Annotated in this window: 12 protein-coding genes; all 12 read left to right on the top strand. The window is 43.4% G+C overall.

The features are described 5' to 3' along the window. The first annotated feature begins 13 nt into the window (after positions 1-13). The 12 genes from proQ to pyrD all read left to right on the top strand — a co-directional run bounded on the left by proQ (position 14) and on the right by pyrD (position 21,823). On the top strand, positions 14-685 hold the full coding sequence (gene proQ, locus J5X92_RS08730) for an RNA chaperone ProQ (RefSeq protein WP_208805444.1): 672 nt from the start codon (positions 14-16) through the stop codon (positions 683-685). 2 nt (positions 686-687) lie between these two features. Beyond that, positions 688-2,727 carry a carboxy terminal-processing peptidase gene (prc, locus tag J5X92_RS08725; RefSeq protein WP_208805442.1) on the top strand — a complete coding sequence of 680 codons (2,040 nt, stop codon included), beginning with the start codon at positions 688-690 and terminating at the stop codon, positions 2,725-2,727. A gap of 87 nt (positions 2,728-2,814) precedes the next feature. Further along, entirely contained in the window at positions 2,815-4,149 is a 1,335-nt protein-coding gene (locus J5X92_RS08720) for a sodium-dependent transporter (RefSeq protein WP_208805440.1), read from the top strand. Positions 4,150-4,172: 23 nt separating this feature from the next. After that, on the top strand, positions 4,173-5,654 hold the full coding sequence (gene nhaC, locus J5X92_RS08715; protein ID WP_013784073.1) for a Na+/H+ antiporter NhaC: 1,482 nt from the start codon (positions 4,173-4,175) through the stop codon (positions 5,652-5,654). Between the two features lie 33 nt (positions 5,655-5,687). Continuing rightward, positions 5,688-8,348, top strand: a complete 2,661-nt coding sequence (pepN, locus tag J5X92_RS08710) for an aminopeptidase N (RefSeq protein WP_208805438.1) — start codon at positions 5,688-5,690, stop codon at positions 8,346-8,348. Continuing rightward, positions 8,326-8,568 (top strand): DUF2835 family protein, encoded by a 243-nt coding sequence (locus J5X92_RS08705; RefSeq protein ID WP_013784075.1) that lies wholly within the window; start codon positions 8,326-8,328, stop codon positions 8,566-8,568. Before pepN ends, J5X92_RS08705 begins: the two co-directional genes overlap by 23 nt. A 256-nt stretch (positions 8,569-8,824) precedes the next feature. Beyond that, on the top strand, positions 8,825-10,888 hold the full coding sequence (locus J5X92_RS08700; protein ID WP_208805436.1) for a DUF1302 domain-containing protein: 2,064 nt from the start codon (positions 8,825-8,827) through the stop codon (positions 10,886-10,888). Positions 10,889-10,900: 12 nt separating this feature from the next. Beyond that, positions 10,901-12,268, top strand: coding sequence for a DUF1329 domain-containing protein (locus J5X92_RS08695; RefSeq protein WP_013784077.1), 1,368 nt, complete (start codon positions 10,901-10,903; stop codon positions 12,266-12,268). 78 nt (positions 12,269-12,346) lie between these two features. Further along, entirely contained in the window at positions 12,347-13,393 is a 1,047-nt protein-coding gene (locus J5X92_RS08690; protein WP_208805434.1) for a YCF48-related protein, read from the top strand. Between the two features lie 15 nt (positions 13,394-13,408). After that, positions 13,409-15,727, top strand: coding sequence for an MMPL family transporter (locus J5X92_RS08685; protein ID WP_013784079.1), 2,319 nt, complete (start codon positions 13,409-13,411; stop codon positions 15,725-15,727). A gap of 172 nt (positions 15,728-15,899) precedes the next feature. Further along, positions 15,900-20,738: an NAD-glutamate dehydrogenase gene (locus J5X92_RS08680; protein ID WP_208805432.1), complete on the top strand. Its 4,839-nt coding sequence runs from the start codon at positions 15,900-15,902 to the stop codon at positions 20,736-20,738. Positions 20,739-20,815: 77 nt separating this feature from the next. Beyond that, positions 20,816-21,823, top strand: a complete 1,008-nt coding sequence (gene pyrD, locus J5X92_RS08675) for a quinone-dependent dihydroorotate dehydrogenase (protein WP_041452863.1) — start codon at positions 20,816-20,818, stop codon at positions 21,821-21,823. Positions 21,824-21,836 lie beyond the last annotated feature (13 nt).

Here is a 21,836-nt window from a genome sequence, read left to right as displayed (position 1 = left end):
TTTAGAAAGTTTAATGGAATCACCAGAAAAGTTTACTAGCAGTAAGGAAGTTATCGCTTTCCTTTCCGAGACCTTCCCTAAATGCTTTAGTATTGAAGGCGAAGCCCTACCACTTAAGATCGGCATCTTTCAAGATTTAGCCCAGCGTTTAGAAAGCGAAGAACGAGTGAGTAAAACACTACTCCGCTCTACACTTCGTCACTATACAAATAGCTGGCGTTATCTCTACAGCATCAAAGAAGGCGCTAACCGTGTCGACTTAGATGGTGTTGAAGGGGAAACCATTGAAAAAGAACATGCCGTTCATGCACAGAAGCAGCTAGAAGAAAGCAAAGCGAAAGCCGCCGAAAAGCGCAAAGCTAAGCAAGCTCAGCAGCCTCAAAAGAAAGAAAAACGTCAATTTGCACGTCCGAAATCTTCAGGTTCTACACCTGCAGGCAGCAACAAAGAAGGCCAGCAGGGAACTAAACCGAAAATTCAGAGACCAACTAAGACACCACCGGCTAAATTGACTGATGCCGATATGCAACAAGGTACAAACGTAACAGTTAAATTAGGTAAAACACCTATGCCAGCCGTTATTACCGAAATTGCTAAAGACGGTATTCATGTTCAGTTAGACTCAGGTATGGTGGTAAAAGTAAATGCAGATGCTTTACGTTTGGCACGCTCCAAGAGGTCGTAAATATGAAAGATATCCTTCGAATTTCCATTGCTAGTGCATTTCTTACCGTTGGGGTAGGCGCTGGTGCAGTCACCACAACCCCCGATGTTGAAGAACTACCCGTTCTTCAGCAAGAGACACAGCATAGTGTTGCTGCTAAACGCGTAAGTGCGTTATTTACTCGCGCTCACTATAAAGAAATTTCGTTGGATGATGTGTTATCAGCACGTATCTATCAGCGCTTCATTGAATCTTTAGATCACAACAAGCAAGTCCTTTTATTGTCTGATGTGGTGGGTTTCGAAAAATATCGAAATGCTTTTGATGATGCGTTGAGTAAGGGTAACCTTTCTGTTGCGTACGACATGTACAATGTAAGCGCACAACGCCGTATTGAGCGTTATGAGTTTGCACTGGCTATGCTGGAGAAAGGGCCTTTTGATTTTGAAAAAGCTGATGACAAATTTTATTACGATCGCGAAGAAGCCGAATGGCCTACTAGCAAAGATGAATTAGATGAGATTTGGCGTCAACGTGTTAAGTATGATGCGTTAAATCTTATTCTTGCTGACAAAACGTGGGAAGAAGCAAAAGAGCTTCTAGAGAAACGCTACACACGTTCTATTAAGCGAACTAAGCAAACTAAAAGCGAAGATGTTTTCCAAATTGCTATGAATGCATTTGCGCGCACCATCGAAGCTCATACTAGTTATCTTTCACCACGCAATGCTGACCGATTCCAAATGGAAATGAATTTGGAATTTGAAGGTATTGGTGCGGTACTTCAAAGCGAAGAAGATTACACCGTTATCAAAAGCGTAGTACCTGGTGGCCCTGCTGATGAATCTGGCGCGTTAAAGCCGGAAGATAAAATTGTTGGCGTGGCTCAAGAAGATGAAGAGTTCGTTGATGTCGTTGGCTGGCGTTTAGATGAAGTTGTAGAGCTTATCAAAGGGCCGAAAGGCAGCGCGGTGCGCTTACAAGTTCAAAAAGGCGCGACTGATGCAAAAACTATGTCTGTAGTTAGCCTTACTCGCGACAAAATTAAGCTTGAAGACCGAGCTGCTCAGTCTGAGGTTTACACGCCTGAAACTGGACCACATGCGAATCAGCCTTTAGGTGTTATTACTATTCCTAGTTTCTACAACAACCTACACGCTGATGTTGAAAAGGAAATAAACAGCCTTAAAGCGCAGAACGTTAAAGGTATTATTGTAGATTTACGCGGAAATGGTGGTGGTTCTTTAACAGAAGCAACATTACTTACCGGCCTTTTCATCGAAAAAGGACCCGTGGTACAAATTCGTTACGGCCAAACTAAAGTAAGCGTTAATCGCGATACCGATGGAAAAGTATCTTACGATGGCCCATTAACGGTTTTAGTAGACCGCTACAGTGCGTCGGCGTCAGAGATCTTCGCCGCAGCAATGCAAGATTATAATCGCGCGTTAATTATTGGTGAGCAAACCTTCGGTAAAGGGACTGTTCAACAACACCGTGGTTTAGGTAAAATTTATGACTTGTACGACAATCCACTAGGTAGCGTGCAGTTCACCATCGCTAAGTTCTACCGTATTGACGGCGGAAGTACGCAGCACAAAGGGGTAGTGCCAGATATTCTTTATCCTTCAGCAATTGAACCTGCTGATTGGGGCGAGAGCCAACAGGATAACGCATTACCTTGGGACAGCATTAACCGCGCAAATTACACAACGTTTGCTGACGGACAGGCTGCATTAGACGTATTAACTGCGAAACACAATAAACGTATTATGCAAGATCCTGAGTTTTCTTATATCCACCAGGATATTGTTGAGTACAAAGAAAATAAAGATAAGAACTTTATTTCATTGGTAAAATCTGAACGTGAATTAGATAAAAAAGAAGCTGAAGAAAAAGCACTCGAAAGAGCCAATGAACGTTTACAGCGTATGGGTAAAGAATTAGTCAAAACACTTGATGACCTACCTGAAGATATGGAAGAGTTAGATCCGTTCTTAGATGAAGCTGCCAATATTACTTTTGATATGATTGAAACAGGCAGATACGCAATAACACACTAAAGGTTGATGACAGAGGGCTGGTCAATGGCCAGCCCTTTTTTTGTGTCTGATATACCTATACAACAATAATAAATAAAGGGAAATCACATGGCTATCAGAGGCGAGTTTTCTTCTCGAATCGGGTTCGTGCTCGCAGCAGCGGGTTCAGCGGTTGGGCTCGGTAATATTTGGGGTTTCCCCACCAAAGTGGCAACGAATGGCGGTGCTGCATTCGTTCTTGTCTATTTACTTCTCGCATTTGTTCTTGCATATCCCGTTCTTATGGCCGAACTCATCATTGGGCGAAGCTCTCGTTCTAATATGGTGGACGCGCTAGGCAATATTTCTGGAAACTTCATTGGTCGTGCAACCGGAATTTGGGGTTGTATTACGGTCTCACTTATACTTGCGTTTTACGCTATTGTGGGCGGTTGGATGTTGGTTTATTTTGCTGATTCTGCCGTCAATATGGTGGGACTACAGTCTGCAAGTGATTGGTTGCTTACATCTTCAGTTACGCGTAACATTATTTTCTGCTTTATTTTCATGGCGTTAACAGCTTTTATCGTTGTGGGTGGTGTAAAGTCCGGCATTGAGAAATGGTCGGTAAGATTGATGCCCACACTGGTGCTGCTTATTCTTGCCCTTATCGTTTATGTCAGTTTGCAGCCTGGTGCCTCTGATGGCTGGAGCGCTTATTTGGTGCCTGATTTTACACGTATTCTCGACCCCGACTTATTAATTGATGCCATGGGCCAAGCTTTTTTCTCTATGTCATTGGGTGTGGGGACTATGCTCGTTTACGGTTCATATCTAAGCAAAAAAGAAAATTTGCCCACCATTGGTGCTTCCGTTGCATTAGTAGATATCGGCGTAGCCGTTATTGCCGGCATGCTAATTATTCCCGCCATGTACGTAGCGCTGCATAATGGTGTAGAAATCTTTACGCCAGAGGGGGCCTTAATTCAAGGTGACTCGCTTATATTCAAAGTGTTGCCTGCCTTATTTGATACAATTGGTGGTGTAGGTGTGTTTGTTGCATTTACTTTCTTTGCGTTAATGGCGATAGCCGCCGTTACTTCTTCAATATCAATGCTTGAAGTACCTGTGGCTTACATGGTGGAAAGCAGGGGCTTAGTGCGTAAAAAAGCAGTAGTGTTAATGGCGGCTATTATCTTTGTACTTAGCTGCATCATTATTCTTAATTTTAATGCACTGTTCGGGTTCGTTATTGCTCTCACCACGGAGTACAGTCAACCACTACTTGGTTTAGTGTTATGTATATTTGCCGGATGGGTGTGGCGCAGAGATGCCATACTTGCAGAACTTAAAGAAGGCGACGCAAACGCAGAACAGAGTTTGTTTTGGAAGATTTGGCCTTGGTATGTACGCTTCGTTTGCCCGGTTATTATTGCGCTAATGTTTTACCGCTCAGTTTTTTGATTTAAGGCTTAAGAATAATAAAAATGACAACAACTAAAGAATTGAAAGAACCTTCATTATTTGACGCGATGATCCCCATTGTAGCCTTAGTGCTGATGATGGGGAGTGCGGTTTATTTATTTGCCGATAATTCATCATATGGCCCTAACCAAATTGCCTTATTACTGGCCATGGGGCTTGCTGCCATTATTGGCATGAAAAACGGTTACAGCTGGAAGACCATCGAAAAAGGTATTGTCGATGGTATCTCAATGTCCCTCGGTGCGTGTTTAATTCTATTGGCCGTAGGTTCGCTTATTGGTACTTGGATGCTGGCTGGTACCGTACCCACACTTATTTATTTCGGTTTAGAATTATTAAACCCTTCATTCTTTTATGCCGCTGCGTGCTTGATTTGCGCTGTGGTTGCCATGAGTATTGGTAGTTCTTGGACTACCGCGGCCACCGTGGGGGTAGCGCTTATGGGCGTTGCTGCGGGTATGGATATGTCTGCGGCCATTACTGCCGGTGCAGTTGTATCTGGCGCTTACTTCGGCGATAAAATTTCTCCGCTTTCTGAAACAACCAATTTAGCGCCTGCCGTGGCAGGAACTGATTTATTTGAACACATTCGTTACATGCTTTGGACTACCGTACCTAGCTTTATTCTGGCGCTTATTTTGTTTGTGATATTGGGCTTTAGCGAAAGCGGCGATGCTAAAGCAGATCGCATCGAACAAATGCAGTTGTTATTGAATGAGTCTTTCGATTTAAGCTGGTATTTATTGGTTCCCCTTGTTGTATTACTAACCCTTGCGGTTAAAAAAGTGCCTGCGTTTCCTGCCGTGTCTATTGGCGCATTATTAGGTGCAGTATGGGCTGTGTTGTTTCAAAGCGATGTAGTTGCTAGCATGGCTAGCCCTGACGATAGCGCTAGTATCGGAGCGTTAAAAGTTGTTTGGACGGCCTTGTTTGATGGCGTGAGCTTCTCAACGCCTGATGAAAACTTGAATAGTTTGCTTTCACGAGGCGGTATGTCGTCTATGCTCAATACGATTTGGTTAATTATTTGTGCCATGTCGTTTGGTGCGGTACTTGAAAGAGTAGGATTATTGAAACGCGCAGTATCCGCCATTTTATTAGGGGCTAAGTCGGCCGGTGATATGGTAAGCAGAACTATTCTTACCTGTTTTGCGACTAACCTTGTAACGGCCGATCAGTATATCTCTATCGTGATGCCTGGGCGCATGTACAAAGAAGAGTACGAAAAACGCGGTTTACACCAGTTAAATCTATCTCGAAGTTTGGAAGATGGTGGAACCTTAACGTCGCCACTTATTCCTTGGAACACCTGTGGTGCCTACATGCACAGTGTACTGTTGGTTAACCCATTTGACTATGTTTTCTATGCGTTCTTTAACGTAATAAACCCAATTCTTGCTATTATCTACGCCTACTTAGGAATTAAAATTCTTCGCCTAACACCTCCAGATTATGCAAAGCAACCTGGCGAAGCTAACCAATAATAGTTGCGTAGACTTTCTGTTTTAGGAGACTCTATGTCAGTTACAGCTAAACGTCGGGCGGATTATCTTCCGCCCGCTTTTTCTATCCCGTTAGTCGACCTGACTATTTCCTTACACCCAACAAAAACCGTGGTCAAAAGTAAACTTAGCGTTAAGCGTACGCTTGCTACCGATACGGGTAAAAACTCAGTGGAAAGCGCTGAGGCAAATAGCGGCCACAAAAGACAGCCACTTGTTTTAGACGGGCAGAAATTATCGTTAGTTTCTATACAGATTAACGGTAAACCTTTTACCAACTTCACTCAAGATGATGAAACGCTCTCGCTAGATGTCGATGCAGATGATTTTGAATTAGAAATTGAAAATCATATCGACCCAGAAAACAACAAAGCACTTGAAGGTTTGTACCTTTCCGGCGGTGCTTATTGTACGCAGTGTGAAGCAGAAGGTTTCAGGCGCATAACTTATTTTCTAGACCGACCTGATGTCTTGTCAGTGTATACGGTGAAGGTAATAGGGGATAAATCGTTCCCTATGCTGTTATCTAACGGTAACCCTGTAGCGCGCGGTGAAAACCCAGATGGTACGCATTTCGTTAAGTGGCACGACCCTCATCCGAAACCTTGTTATTTATTTGCGTTAGTGGCAGGTGATTTTGATTTATTAACCGATACCTATACCACCACAAGCGGTAAAGAGGTGGCGCTAGAGCTTTATGTCGATAAAGGTAAGAAATCTCAAGGTACCTTCGCGTTAGATTCATTGAAGCGAGCCATGAAATGGGATGAAGACGTGTTCGGGCTCGAATACGACCTCGACATCTACATGATTGTGGCCGTTGATTTCTTTAATATGGGCGCAATGGAAAACAAAGGCCTGAACGTATTTAACAGTAAATTTGTATTGGCCGACCAAGACTCAGCCACTGACGATGATTTTTTTAATGTAGAAGCTGTTATCGCTCACGAGTATTTCCATAACTGGACTGGTAACCGGGTAACGTGTAGAGACTGGTTCCAGCTTAGTTTAAAAGAAGGGCTAACCGTATTTCGCGATCAGCAATTCAGTGCTGACATGACATCGCCGTTAAGCAACCGTATTAAACACGTGCGTGTGATGCGCGAGCATCAATTTGCAGAAGACGCCAGCGCGATGAGCCATCCTATTCGCCCTGAAGAAGTTATTGAGATGAATAACTTTTATACGGTGACCGTGTACGATAAAGGCGCAGAAGTTATTCGCATGTTCCATACCCTTTTAGGGCCCCAAGGTTTTAGAAAAGGAATGGACGAATACTTCCGTCGTCATGACGGCCAAGCAGTGACGTGTGATGATTTTGTTTCAGCCATGCAATCGGCTACCGAGTTAGATCTTACTCAGTTTTCTCGCTGGTATAGTCAATCTGGTACACCGCAAGTATCCCTTGCTCACAATGTAATCAAACACGATACGGGATATGTACATACTTTCACCGTAACGCAAAATACGCCTAGTACAGCAGATCAAAACGAAAAGCTTCCTCTGTATATTCCTGTAGGTTTTGAAGTTATCGATGAAGACGGTAATCGGTACCGTGATGACAGTGGTATTATTCAGAACGATCTTTTGATACTAGATGCGCCTGAAATCACGATTACCATCACGTGTGATACGAAGAAGTTGACTCCGGTACTTCTTGGTAACTTTTCTGCTCCTGTAAAAGTACACAATGAGCTCGACACCGCTTCATTACTCACTATATTTACCCATTCCCAAGATGCGTTTAATCGTTGGGATGCCATGCAATCTTTGTATAACCGCTGTATTAGTGAGTTATATGAAAACGCTACTGCTACGATAGACAGTGGCATTTGGGCGGGTATTCGCTCTGCAATAGACAGTGAAATAAGTAACATTGAGCTTTTAAGTGAATGCTTAGTGATACCTTCATTTGAAACCTTGTGTCAGTCTCGAAGCGATATTAATGTGCAGCCACTCATAGAGGCACGAAATGCGTTTTGCCGTCAGTTTTCTACACAGCTAGAAGACGTGCTCCTTAACGCGTTTAACGGTATCGCCACACAGGCCTATAGCTATCAGCAAGATGCCGTTAATGCTCGTCGCTGTAAAAATGTACTGCTGTCTCATTTGGCACGCTTACCACAGCACAAGGACTTGGTGATATCGCAGTTCGATAACACGGACAACATGACTGACACGCTAGGTGCTTTAAAAGCCGCCCAGTCACTACCATCTGAAGCGTTTGAAAGCTTGATGGCTAAGTTTGAAGAAAAATGGCGTCATAACCCCTTAGTGCTAGATAAATGGTTTGCCTTACATGCAACCCAGCCACGCGAGGACATACTGGCTACCATTACCATGTTAAACGAGCACCCTCAATTTAGTATGGGTAATCCTAATCGCGTACGTTCACTAATAGGCAGTTTCGCATTCTATAACAGCGAACGTTTCCATAGTTTAGATGGGGAAGGGTATAAGTTTGTCACCGACTATCTTATCAAGCTAGATGCTATTAACCCGCCAGTTGCCGCACGGATAGTGACCCCTCTGATACAATGGCAAGGTTTTGCAGAACCCCATCAAGTGTTGATGAAAGCACAGCTAGGTCGATTGTTAAACCACAAAGGCTTAAGCAAAGATGTGTTTGAGAAAGTGAGCAAAAGTTTGGCGTATGACAACCATTCAAGCCACTGATACCGTTTATTACTTTTCAGTCAACGTGCCTTACATTCAATGTGAGGCACTGTACTCTGGTGCTGTGCCTACCGTTGTTATGGTGGCCGAAAATGGCACTAGCGTACAAGTCCCCTCTACCAGAATAAAACAGTTCATTACCTCCCAAGGTGTTGTCGGTCGTTTTCGCATGGTTGTAGACGCCAACAACAAAATTAAAGCCTTCGAAAGGTTACGCTAGCACTTCCAATCTTTACCTGTGGTCGTTTTTTGCGCGTAAATTCTTACGATCCCGCCAATTACTTACACCTTTCGGATAAGTTGCTTTTATAGTCCCCACAAAGCAATAACTATTTGATACGATTAATGTTGTAAATTTTGTTAACTGGTACGATTACTTCTTGCGAAAGTGGCAAAATGATGTAATCATTTTGTTAATCGTTATGGTTGATCACGATGTCACGCAGCCTTGTGCGTCGACTAGGGAGTATAAAAATATGATAAATAGGCCTCGCGCTTTTAAGATGTCACCTGTTGCTGTAGGTGTGCTAACCCTATTGGGTGCTGCCGCACTTCCTGCTAATGCCGCTAATTGGCAAGTAGGAGACGTTAGCATTTCTCTTGATTCTACAATCACTGCTGCCACGAGTATTCGTACTGAATCTAGAGATTACAGTCTTATCGGAAACAGTAATCACGCACAGTTTGATTGGTCAGGTTACCATGCTGCATTCAATCCACTTTATCCTAGTAGCGACGTTTGGGCGTTAGCTGACGGCGGTTATTCGACCAATGGCGACTTAGGAAATCTATCTCACGACCCAGGTGATGCATTTGCAACACAAATTTCAGGAAACCATGAGCTAGATATTAACTTTGGCGATTTTGGTTTCTTCGCACGTGGTTTCTGGTTTTACGACTTTGAACAAATGGATGGTGACCGTCCTAATTCAAATGCCATTACCGGTGTTCAATATGATCACTGCCAAGATGCAGAAGCAGAAGATTTATTGTGTAATGATGTGCGTCTTTATGATGCCTTCTTCTATGGAGATTGGTGGATTGGTGACAAACCTCTAACACTTCGAGTCGGACGCCAAGTTATCAGCTGGGGTGAAAGTACCTTTATTCAACATGGTATCAACACAACAAACCCAGTAGACGTTACTCGTGCTCGTGCACCAGGTGCGGAACTTAAAGAAGTATTTATTCCAGTGGGCATGGTTTACGCCTCATTGGGACTAAGCGATACATTAAGTGTATCTGGTTACTATCAATATGAATGGGAACGCAGTTGGTTGCCTGTATCTGGTAGTTACTTCGCGGGTAATGACTTTGCAGGTGAGGGCGGTCAACGTCAAAACATCCAGCTAGGTTTCAGTGGTAACCCTGATATCGATTTAGATCACTTGTTAACTGCACTTAATGGCTACGGTGATTTGTTACGTGCTGGCGGTAATTCTGCTGATATTGCCTCTGCCTACTTAGCATACCCTACTAAAGTGGCTATTCGTGGCTATTCAGATGAGGCGCATAAAGATGCCGACGACCAAGGTCAATACGGTTTACGTGTTACGTGGTTTGCTGAGGCATTGAACGAATCTGAAATCAGTTTCTACCACATTAACTACCATAGCCAACGTCCACTTATCTCTGGTGTAACGTCTGACTTTACCGCCGAAGGTATTGCGTCAGACTTAGCCTTCATTGCAACTAACGAAGTGACGCGCGATAACCTTACTGAGCTGGGTGCATTCACCCAATCTGAGTTTTATTATCCAGAAGACATTAAGTTATACGGGGTGAGTTTTAACACCAACGTTGGCACTACCGCGCTAGCCGGTGAATTTGCTTACCGTGTTGATGAACCGCTGCAAATTGACGATGTTGAGCTACTCTATATGGGTATGCCTGAACAATTGGCTAATGCAGGCCTTCGCCCAGATTTAGAAGGTATATCGCAATTAAACAATATTGGCCGAGCGGTAGGACCAGGTGAAACAACTGAAGGCTTCTTGTTCTCAGACACTTGGCAGATGCAATTAACCGCTTCACATGTGTATGGCCCTAAGTTTGGCGCAGATAACTTCGTGCTTTTAGGTGAGCTAGGTTATGTGAACATTGTTGATATGCCAGACCCAGACGTGATTCGTTTGAATGCTCCGGGTACAGCGCGTACACCTTCACTTGAACCGACAGCCGATGGAAATAGCCGTGAAGGGCTTCACGTTGGTCTTTCCGACGGTCCAGAAACTAACCCGTTTGCCACTGATGACGCATGGGGTTATCGACTACTGGCCGTTGCTGATTGGAACGATATTATGGCGGGCGTTAACCTTAGAGCCCGTGCTACGTTCTCTCACGATGTAGAGGGTACAACACCAGACCCTCTTTATGTTTTCACTGAAGATGTTAAATCTGCGGCACTGGCGCTAACGTTCGACTACTTAAGCAAGTGGTCAGCAACAGCTTCATATAGTGCATTCTGGGGTGGTATTGGTACCACTAATGCATTGTCAGACAGAGATTTTATTTCGTTTAACATCAAGTATTCAATCTAAAGAGTGATGTATATGATTAGAAAAATAGGAATTATTGCCGCAGCGCTTTCAATAGCGCTAACAGGTGCAAGTGTTCACGCTAAGGTTTCTGAAGAAGATGCCAAGAAGTTAGGCGGTGAACTAACGCCTATGGGCGCTATACAAGCAGCGAATGCTGACGGAAGCATTCCCGCATGGACGGGTGGTATTACATCAGCACCTGAAGGCTATTCGGTAGGCGATCACCATCCGAACCCGTATCCAGGCGATAAAGTGTTGTTTGAGATAACAGCATCGAATTATAAAGAATATGCTGATTTCCTTTCTGAAGGTCAGAAAAAGTTGTTCGAAGCGTACCCTGATACTTACCGCATGCCGGTGTATCAAACCCGCCGTTCAGCATCTAACCCGCAAGCTATTTATGATGCGACTAAGGTTAATGCGACTAGCGCAGAATTACTTGATGACGGAAACGGCATAAAAGGCGCTGTGTTAGGTATTCCTTTCCCCATGCCTAAAACCGGTATGGAAGCGATTTGGAACCACATTTTGCGCTATCGCGGTGCGGCAGTTGAACGTAATGGTGGACAAGCTGCGGTAACCACTTCAGGTGATTACAACGTCATCGGTTTTGATGAACAGTTAATGATTAAGTATGCTGAAGAAGGGGCTACACCTGAAAAGCTAACTGAAGACAATATCTTGTTCATGTTCAAGCAAAAAGTGACTAAGCCAGCACGTTTGGCAGGTACTGCTTTGCTAGTACACGAAACCGTAGACCAAGTTAAAGAGCCACGTAAAGCCTGGACTTATAATACTGGTCAGCGCCGTGTACGCTTAGCCCCTAACATTGCTTATGATACGCCAGGAACAGCGGCAGATGGTTTACGTACCACTGACGATTTCGATATGTTTAATGGTTCTCCTAACCGCTATAACTGGAAACTCGTTGGCAAGAAAGAGATGTTCGTAGCCTATAATAACTATGCTCTGCATTCAGATAATGTAAGTTACGATGAAATTCTTCATGCTAACCACGTTAACCCTGATTTAACGCGCTGGGAAAAACACCGTGTTTGGGTGGTTGAAGCTACGTTGAAAGAAGGTTTCCGTCACATTTATCAAAAACGTGTATTCTTCATTGATGAAGATAGCTGGCAAATTCAAGTTGCTGATATGTATGATAATCGTGGTGAGTTGTACCGTGTTGGTGTAGCTTATGGAGTGAACTACTATGAAGTACCAACACAGTGGTCAACCCTAGATACCTATTACGACTTAAACTCTCGCCGTTACTTGGCCATTGGTCTAGATAACGAAGAAAAAATGTATGATTTCTCGATTCGTCCAAGAGACGTAGAGTTTACGCCTCAGGCGTTACGACGAGAAGGTAAACGCTAAGCGTTTTGTGTTAAGACGGTTGGCAATGCCAACCGTTTTTGTTTTCAGACAATTAAATTTTAGGGAGAATGGTTAATCATGAAAAAAACCATTGCAGCGTGCATAACTGCAGCACTCGCAGCAAATTACTCCGTAACTGCTTCAGCAGAAGATGCCTATATTGCACCCTTAGTTGAACAGTCAGTTTTGCTAGATATTGACGCTGATAAATTTGTCGTTGTTGTCGGAGAACGCGGTCATATTCTTATTTCAGAAGATGGAACGGCTTTTAATCAAGTTGCCGTACCCACCCAATCGACACTCACTGCAACGACTGTAGTGGGCGATAATATTTGGGCGGTAGGCCATGATGCCACTATCATTCACTCTTCAGACAAGGGCCAAAGCTGGGAAATCCAGAATGTTCAGCCCGAGCTTCAACGTCCATTTTTAGATGTACTATTCTTTGATAAAAGTCACGGCATTGCTGCTGGCGCGTATGGCCTTTTCTACCGTACCACTGATGGCGGGAAAAGCTGGGAAACTGAGCGTCATGCTAGTTTACTAGACCCATACGATCGTGAATATTTGGAAAGCGTTAGAGAAGAAGACGAAGCGTTTTATCAGCAAGAATTAGAATCTATTTTACCTCATTTAAATCGCGTAACACGCGATGGCCAAAAGCTATACCTTGCTGGAGAAGCGGGTTTATTAGCTAGCAGCGACGATATGGGGAAAAACTGGGAACGTTTTGAAGTTGATTACACTGGCTCATTTTTCGATATTAGAGCGCTTGATGAATCAACGTTACTGGCTGTAGGTCTTCGCGGAAATATTTTTGTTCTGCGTGACCAAGGTGAATGGGAATACGTAAATTCTTGTTCAACAAGTACCTTAAATTCAATTTTACTGTCCGATAACGACACGGTTGTTGCCATGGGTAACAACGGTATGATGGTGTCAGCCACTCGTCCGCTTCCCGTCAGTGATCACGACCCATACGCTAACCCAGCAAACTGTGAGCCTGCAAAAGGTATTACAGTGACGCAGGTTGAAGATAAAGCTGCCATGTTAAATGCCGTTAGCTTTAATGGCCACACCATAGCTGTTACCGCGAATGGTATAAAAACGCTAAATACAAAGTAGGGTGGTTTCGCTTTTATGACCCATTTCATTGAACATCTTGTTTTCTCTAACCGTAAATTAGTGGTAGCCCTTTTTGCTATCGCGACGGTTTTTTTAGGCTTTCAAGCATCGCAAATGCGACTTGATGCTGGTTTTGAAAAAAATATTCCGCTTAATCATGAGTACATGAAAACCTATATTGAACATCGCCAAGACTTCGGTGGTGCGAACAATATCTTAGTTTCTGTTTGTGATAAGAACGACGATATATTCAATCAGAACTTTTTCGATACGTTAAAGAATGTACACGACCAACTATTTTTCATAAATGGTGTGAACCGTTCTCTCGTTATTTCATTGTTTTCTCCTTCTACCCGCTTTACTGAAATTGTAGAGGGCGGATTTGCTGGCGGGCCGGTTATTCCAGCAGACTTTAATTCAGCAAACCCAGCTGCATTAGATTTAGTGGCTGCGAATATTGAAAAAGCCAATATTGTTGGTCGTCAAGTAGCCAGCGACTACAGCTGTGCCATGGTGACCGCGCAGTTACTGGATATCGACCCACAAACGGGTGAGCCGTTAAATACACTTGCGTTAGCGGCTGAGCTTGAAGAGCAACTTCGCGGTCAATATGAAAACGAAAATATTTCTATTCATATTATCGGGTTTGCCAAGATGATTGGTGATGTGGCCGACGGCGCTAAAGACGTACTATTGTTTTTCGCCATCGCTATCGCGATAACGGCCGTCATGGTGTACTTCTTCTCTCGCAGTGTCATGCTTACTATATTGCCACTACTGTGTTCAGTGATTGCCGTTATATGGCAGCTTGGTCTATTGACTTCGTTAGGCTTTGGTATGGACCCTATGTCTATTCTGGTGCCGTTCTTAGTTTTCGCTATTGGTGTAAGTCATGGCGTACAAATGATTAACGCGGTAGAAAAGCGTGCGGTAACAGGTATAGGGGCAAAACGCGCGTCTATGGCCGCGTTCAGAAGCTTGTTGGTACCAGGTGGTATAGCATTACTTTCTGACACCGTCGGGTTCATGACCTTATTGGTTATCGATATAGGTATCATCCGTGAGCTGGCTATTACAGCAAGTATGGGTGTTGCCGTTATTATTTTAACCAACCTAATGCTGTTACCGGTGCTCATGAGCTTCTTAAAACTTGATAAGAAGTACGTTGATAAGTTTGCAGGCAAAGAAAATAGTAACTCTCGCTTTTGGGCTATTATTTCTGCGTGTTCACGGAAAAAACCAGCAGCCATTATTCTTATTGTTACCGCCATATTGTTCGGTTTTGGGCATTACCAAGCACAAAACATGAAGATAGGTGATTTGCATGCCGGCGCACCAGCGCTTCATGAGTCTTCACGTTATAACCAAGATACCTTCTTGATTACTGACAAGTATGAAGTCACGGTGGATTACATCTCTATTCTGGTAGAAACCACGCCTGAAGCTTGTACGTCTCACGGCGTAATGAAAGCGATGGATGATTTCCAGTGGAAGATGGAGAACGTTCCAGGTGTACAATCTGCTGTATCATTAGCTTCAGTGGCTAAGATAGTGAACGCGGGTTACAACGAAGGGAATGTTAAATGGCAGGTATTACCTCGCAATCAACAAACCTTGGTGCAAGCTATTTCCCGTGTGCCTACCTCATCGGGCCTATTGAATGGTGATTGTTCTGTCATGCCGATTATTCTGTTTATGGAAGATCACAAGGCAGAAACCATTTCTCGTGTGGTAGATGCAGTAAAAGACTTCCGTAGTGAATATGAGACTGATGATATGTCGTTTAGTCTAGCGTCAGGCCCAGTAGGGGTGATGGCGGCGACGAACGAAGCAGTAGAGGCTGCACAAGATCCAATGATGGTTTATGTCTTTGGTGCCGTTATTGCCCTATGCTTAATTAGCTTCCGCTCTATACGTGCAACATTAGTAGTGGTTATTCCGCTGTATGTTGTCTCAGTATTAGCACAAGCGCTAATGACGTATTTGCAAATAGGCCTTACGGTATCAACCTTGCCGGTTATTGCACTAGGCGTAGGTATCGGTGTTGATTATGGTATTTATATCTTGTCGACCAAGAGCCTTATGCTTAAACAAGGTGCCACAGTGCAAGAAGCTTATTTGGCTGCACTTAAAGAGCGTGGTAGTGCGGTGTTATTCACCGGTATTACACTGGCAATAGGTGTGAGTACTTGGGTATTCTCTTCACTTAAATTCCAAATGGATATGGGTATTTTGTTGACCTTTATGTTCGTGGTGAATATGTTAGGAGCAATTATCGTACTTCCAGCGCTAGCGAGATTCTTGTGGTGGAATCGAAACGACCCCGGTGCATAATATTTTTGCATAGCTAATCATAAAAAAGGGCCGTAAGGCCCTTTTTTGTATGCGTTTTTTGCATAGTTATCTATGCTGTTAATATTAGGTTAAAAAGGGGCTTTCAATACCTCTCAGTTTTAGCGAAAATAGCCGCGCAACTTAGCACTTACGACATTTATAAGGTTAACTAATGACAGTCACCTCACAGCGACACTCAGTACTGCTAGATAATGTATTTGCACTCATTGAAAAAAAGGTGGATGCCCAGCAGAAGTCACTCGTGCAGCAATTCGGACGCCTGTTGTATAAAAATATCTCAAGTGATGACTTAGAAGATCGCAATGACAGCGATTTATATGGCGCCACTTTAAGCTTATGGAATGGGCTTGCTAAATTTGATAATTCAGCACCCTACATTCGTGTTTTCAACCCAGAAATCGAAAAACATGGCTGGCACTCAAGCCATACCATTGTTGAAATAATTGTTAGAGACATGCCGTTTCTTGTCGATTCGGTTCGTATGTCACTCAACCGGTTAAATATAACCGCACATTTGTTTTTGCATAGCCCAATTAGAATAAAACGAAATGATAAAAACCAAGTGGTGGAATTTGCTGAGCCTGGCAAGGCAGTGGAAAATACCAGAAAAGAAACCGTAATATTTATTGAGGTTGACCATCAAAGTGCGAAAAAAGACATTGATGAATTAACGAAAGAATTACATTCAGTGGTAGACGAAGTGTCGTTGGCGGTTAAAGACTGGCAAGAAATGACCACTAAGTTAGAAACCGTGGTTAAAGACAGTACGAAACTAAACTGGCCTGGGTCTGCTGATGAAAAGAAACAAACTAAAGCTTATTTGCAATGGTTAAGCGATCACAACTTTACCATGATGGGCTATCGTTATTACGAAGTGAAGGCTATAGAAGGCGACCATCGCTGGATACCCTCTAACGATACAAGTTTAGGGTTATTGAAAAACTCAATTAACGACAGAGAACGTCTTTTGTCGAAACTGCCAGCCAGTGCAAGAGCAGAAGCACTAAGCCAAAGTCCGTTGATTTTGACCAAAACCAACTCTCGTTCACGTGTACATCGTCCCGCGTTTATGGATTATGTCGGCGTAAAAGCGTTTAACAAAGACGGGCAAGTTGTGGGTGAACACCGTTTCCTTGGCCTCTATTCTGCGTCTTTCTATAACCAAAGTGTGACGCAGCTTCCTATGCTGAGAGAGAAAATTCAGCGTATTTGCGATTTATCTGGGTATGAACCAGGGACGCATGCGTTCAAAGCCTTTGTGAATATTGTTGAAACTTATCCACGTGATGAACTATTGCAAACACCCGCGGAAGAGTTAGCTCACATTGTAATGGGTATTTTCCAAATGCAGGAGCGGGGCATTTCACGCTTATTCATTCGCAAAGATGTGTTTGGCCGTTTCTTCTCTTGTATGGTGTTTGTGCCACGTGAACGCTACAACACACAATTAAGAATTGACACTCAGGCGTTATTAAAAGCGTCGTTAGGCGCAAAAGAAGAAGTTGAATTTACCACTTTCTTTTCAGAATCTGTGTATGCAAGAACCCATTACATTGCCAGAGTGAACGACAACAATGCGGAATTTGATGTGAAGGAAATTGAAAATAATATCATTGAGCTAACCAAGACCTGGAGTGACAGGCTTGCTTCATCAATTAGTGCCGCTCACGGAGAAGCCCAAGGTAAAGCCCTTGAGCGCAAATATGGCAATGCGTTTTCACGTAGCTATATGGAACAGAACTTACCGGGTGATGCCCTTGTTGATATTGGTAAAATTGAACAGTTAGATGATGATCATACTCTCGACATGCTGTTTTATCGTCCTCAAGAAGAGCAGTCTGACAGCCAGATAGTGAAGCTTAAGTTGTTCCATCGTGCTGAACCTATTCATCTTTCCGACGTATTGCCCATGCTTGAAAACTTTGGTTTGCGTGTTATCGATGAAAGCCCGTATAAAATTACCTGTCCAGATGGTTTAAGAAACTGGGTGATGGATTTCACCATGTTACATAAAAGTGGCCAACACTTTGACATGGAGCGTGCTCAAACGCTGTTTCAAGATGCTTTTGCGAAAGTATGGAATAACGATTTAGAAGATGATGCATTCAACCGCTTAATATTGGGTGCTAATTTAACGGGCCGTAAAGTCACTATTTTACGTGCATACGCAAAATACATGCGTCAAACCGGCAGTTCATTCAGTCGTGATTACATTGCGAACACCTTGGCGAATTACCCTGATATTGCCCGCCTGTTGGTGGAGTTTTTCGACCAGCGCATTAATCCGAAGAAAAAACGCAGTGCGAAGAAAGAAGAAGCGTTACTTGATAACATTAAAACCCAGTTAGACAGCGTGAGTAACTTAGATGACGACAGAATTATTCGTCGTTATTTAGATATGATGTCGGCAACCCTTCGCACCAACTTCTATCAGCCCGATGAAGCAGGCAATGAAAAATCTTATGTGTCATTTAAGATGCTGCCTGAAATGATCCCTGATATGCCATTGCCACTGCCTAAATTTGAAATTTTTGTATATAGCCCGCGTTTAGAGGGTGTGCATTTACGTGGCGGAAAAGTAGCCCGTGGTGGACTTCGTTGGTCTGATCGCCAAGAAGATTTCCGTACAGAAATCTTGGGCTTAGTAAAAGCCCAGCAAGTAAAAAATACGGTTATCGTGCCCGTAGGTGCTAAAGGGGGTTTTGTTTGTAAGAAACTACCTGTTGGCGAAGGCAGAGAAGCTATACAAGCAGAAGGCCAAGCGTGTTATCGCACCTTTATTACTAGTTTGCTTGATATCACTGACAATATTGTTAACGGTGAAATAGTACCGCCTAAAGATGTGGTGCGACTAGATGAAGATGACCCGTATCTGGTTGTGGCGGCCGATAAAGGCACCGCGACTTTCTCTGATATCGCTAATGGTATTGCTGATGAATTTGGCTTTTGGTTAGGTGATGCTTTTGCTTCAGGTGGCAGTGTCGGTTATGACCATAAGAAAATGGGTATCACTGCACGTGGTGGATGGGAGTCTGTTAAGCGTCACTTCCGTGAAATTGGTATCGATTGCCAAACCACAGAGTTCACTGCGGTGGGTGTGGGTGATATGGCGGGAGATGTATTTGGTAACGGCATGCTTTTATCTAAGCACACCAAGTTAATATCGGCGTTTAACCATTTACACATTTTCTTCGATCCCGACCCAGATGCAGCTGCAAGTTATAAAGAACGTGCTAGGTTGTTCGAAAACCCACGGTTAAGTTGGGAAGATTACGATTCCACATTGATTTCAAAAGGTGGCGGTATCTTCAGCCGTTCCGCGAAATCGATAAAGCTAACCCCAGAAATGAAAAAGTGGTTAGGTACCCGACAAATGTCGATGACACCAAACGAACTTATCCATAACATTTTAAAAATGCCCGTGGATTTGCTTTGGAATGGTGGCATCGGGACTTACGTTAAAAGCTCAAAAGAGTCTCATGCCGAAGTGGGCGACAGAGCCAATGACGATTTACGTTTAAACGGCAAAGACGTACAAGCCAAGATTGTAGGCGAGGGCGGTAACTTAGGCTTAACACAGTTAGGTAGAATTGAGTATGCAGCGTCCGGTGGCCGCGTAAACACTGACTTTATTGATAACGTAGGGGGTGTAGATTGCTCCGATAACGAAGTTAATATCAAAATCTTGCTTAACAGTGTGGTTAACGACGGTGAACTTACGGTTAAACAGCGCAACAACTTACTGCACGATATGACCGACGACGTATCCCGTATTGTGATTAAAGATTGTTACCGCCAAACTCAATCTATCTCGATTACTGAGATGTCAGGCGTCAGCCTATTGAAAGAACAGCTTCGCTTTATTCACGGCTTAGAGCGTGAAGGGCAACTTAACAGAGAGCTTGAGTTCATTCCTAGTGATGATGAAATTTCGGATAGAGTGGCATCAGATCGTGGTCTTACTCGACCTGAACTTAGTGTCTTAATCGCCTATGGAAAAATGGTGTTAAAAGATGCACTGAATATTCCTGAAATCACTGATAACCCTTATCACGGCAAATTGCTGCTTCAAGCTTTCCCTGAAGTGTTACGTGAAAAATTCAGTACACATATGCAGCAGCATCCACTTAGAAGCGAGATTATTGCCACTAAATTAACCAACAATATGGTTAACGATATGGGCCTTAATTTTATGTTCCGTATTCAGGAAGAAACCGGCGCGAGCGTTGATGACGTTGCTAATGCTTACGCTATAGTGCACGGTATTTTTGATATGGAAACGCTATGGAGCCGTATTGAAGACCTAGATAACGTTATTTCTGCTAAGCTACAGCTTAAGATGCTAGATGAAGCTCGCCGCATTATGCGCCGCGCCGCACGCTGGTACATTAGGCATGGCAATAAAGCCTTGTCTATTGAAGAGGCCATTGCGTGCTATCGTGAAACCTTCAATAACTTATCTAAGAATCTACAGAATTATTTAGTAGAAGCCGAGTACTCACTGCTAGAAGAGAAAACAAGTACCTATGTGTCGCAAGATGTACCGAAGGATATTGCGTACCAAGTGGCCAGCTTCTCTAATATGTTTTCAAGTTTCGATTTAGCACACGTGGTTGCAGCTGAAAAACGTAACGTTGATGTTGTTGCGCGCCTATACTTCCAGCTAGGGTCTAAACTTGAATTACATTGGTTCTTAGATCAAATTAACAATCAAGCAGTCAGCAACCATTGGCAAGCACTAGCCCGCGCGTCTTACCGTGAAGAATTGGATTGGCAGCAGCGTTCAATTACCGCTAATCTTCTTCAAATAAACCCTGAGGCTAGCGATGCAGACAAAATATTGGAAGATTGGATGCAGAGCAATCAAGTGCTGTTGAAGCGCTGGTATCATATGATGTCAGAGTTTAAGACCAGCACGACCCACGAATTTGCGAAATTTTCTGTCGCATTACGTGAATTGATGCTTTTAAGCGTGAAGTCTAGCCATTAGAATACACGCTATCAAAAATGACGAAGCCCTGTGAAACAGGGCTTTTTTATACCAAACACAAGCGAAAACAAACACCTATGCAATCATTAGTGCAAAAACTGTTGCTTCAATGCGAACCTGAAAAAAGCCATGACTTTACTATCAACTGGTTAAATAAAACGCAACACACGCCGTTGAAGTGGGCTTACAGCACCACGACAATCAAAAAGCCAGTGACGATTGCAGGTATAACCTTTGATAATCCTGTGGGTTTGGCGGCAGGCCTAGACAAAAACGGTGATTGCATAGATGCATTTGCTGAAATGGGGTTTGGTTTCGTAGAAATTGGGACGGTTACACCACGCCCGCAAGCGGGTAACCCTAAACCTCGATTATTCCGCATTCCTGAAAAACAGGCCATCATTAACCGTATGGGTTTTAACAACAAAGGCGTTGATCACTTAGTGTCTCAAGTGAAAAAAGCCCAGTTTAAAGGCCCCATTGGTATCAACATTGGTAAAAATAAAGATACTGATGATGCGAAAGCACTTGATGATTACCTTATTTGTTTGAACAAGGTTTACCCCTACGCCAGTTATGTGACTATCAATATTTCTTCACCCAATACCCCTGGGCTTAGAAACCTTCAGTATGGTGAAGCGCTAGATGCGTTACTAGTAGGCCTTAAAGCTGCGCAAGAAACCCTAACTCAAACTCACGGTAAATACGTACCGCTATTTATAAAAATTGCACCGGATTTATCAGATGGCGAAATACAAAGTATTGCTCAATCGTTACTGTCTAGCAAAATGGATGGCGTTATCGCTACCAATACCACACTGTCCCGTGAAGCTGTTCAAGGGTTGAAGCATGCTGATGAAATGGGTGGGCTGAGCGGTTCTGTCTTAACCGACATGAGCTTAAATGTAACGAAAAAGCTATCAAGTGCCCTTGATAGAGCAATCCCTATCATAGGTGTGGGCGGTATCGATTCTCCTGAGACCGCAAAAGCACGTTTAGATGCAGGAGCATCGTTAGTTCAGGTATACTCTGCGTTCATCTATCAGGGGCCCGACCTCGTTAAACGCATTGTAAAAGCGCTATAATTAGCGAAAGCGA

The sequence above is a fragment of the Alteromonas sp. K632G genome (assembly GCF_017653625.1).
GTDB lineage: Bacteria > Pseudomonadota > Gammaproteobacteria > Enterobacterales > Alteromonadaceae > Alteromonas > Alteromonas naphthalenivorans.
This window is presented reverse-complemented; position numbering and strand designations above follow the sequence as displayed.

What these genes read in the sequence shown, in the direction of transcription:
- proQ (WP_208805444.1), top strand. Translation starts at nt 14, where the DNA reads ATGGAATCACCAGAAAAGTTTACTAGCAGTAAGGAAGTTATCGCTTTC.
- prc (WP_208805442.1), top strand. Translation starts at nt 688, where the DNA reads ATGAAAGATATCCTTCGAATTTCCATTGCTAGTGCATTTCTTACCGTT.
- J5X92_RS08720 (WP_208805440.1), top strand. Translation starts at nt 2,815, where the DNA reads ATGGCTATCAGAGGCGAGTTTTCTTCTCGAATCGGGTTCGTGCTCGCA.
- nhaC (WP_013784073.1), top strand. Translation starts at nt 4,173, where the DNA reads ATGACAACAACTAAAGAATTGAAAGAACCTTCATTATTTGACGCGATG.
- pepN (WP_208805438.1), top strand. Translation starts at nt 5,688, where the DNA reads ATGTCAGTTACAGCTAAACGTCGGGCGGATTATCTTCCGCCCGCTTTT.
- J5X92_RS08705 (WP_013784075.1), top strand. Translation starts at nt 8,326, where the DNA reads ATGACAACCATTCAAGCCACTGATACCGTTTATTACTTTTCAGTCAAC.
- J5X92_RS08700 (WP_208805436.1), top strand. Translation starts at nt 8,825, where the DNA reads ATGATAAATAGGCCTCGCGCTTTTAAGATGTCACCTGTTGCTGTAGGT.
- J5X92_RS08695 (WP_013784077.1), top strand. Translation starts at nt 10,901, where the DNA reads ATGATTAGAAAAATAGGAATTATTGCCGCAGCGCTTTCAATAGCGCTA.
- J5X92_RS08690 (WP_208805434.1), top strand. Translation starts at nt 12,347, where the DNA reads ATGAAAAAAACCATTGCAGCGTGCATAACTGCAGCACTCGCAGCAAAT.
- J5X92_RS08685 (WP_013784079.1), top strand. Translation starts at nt 13,409, where the DNA reads ATGACCCATTTCATTGAACATCTTGTTTTCTCTAACCGTAAATTAGTG.
- J5X92_RS08680 (WP_208805432.1), top strand. Translation starts at nt 15,900, where the DNA reads ATGACAGTCACCTCACAGCGACACTCAGTACTGCTAGATAATGTATTT.
- pyrD (WP_041452863.1), top strand. Translation starts at nt 20,816, where the DNA reads ATGCAATCATTAGTGCAAAAACTGTTGCTTCAATGCGAACCTGAAAAA.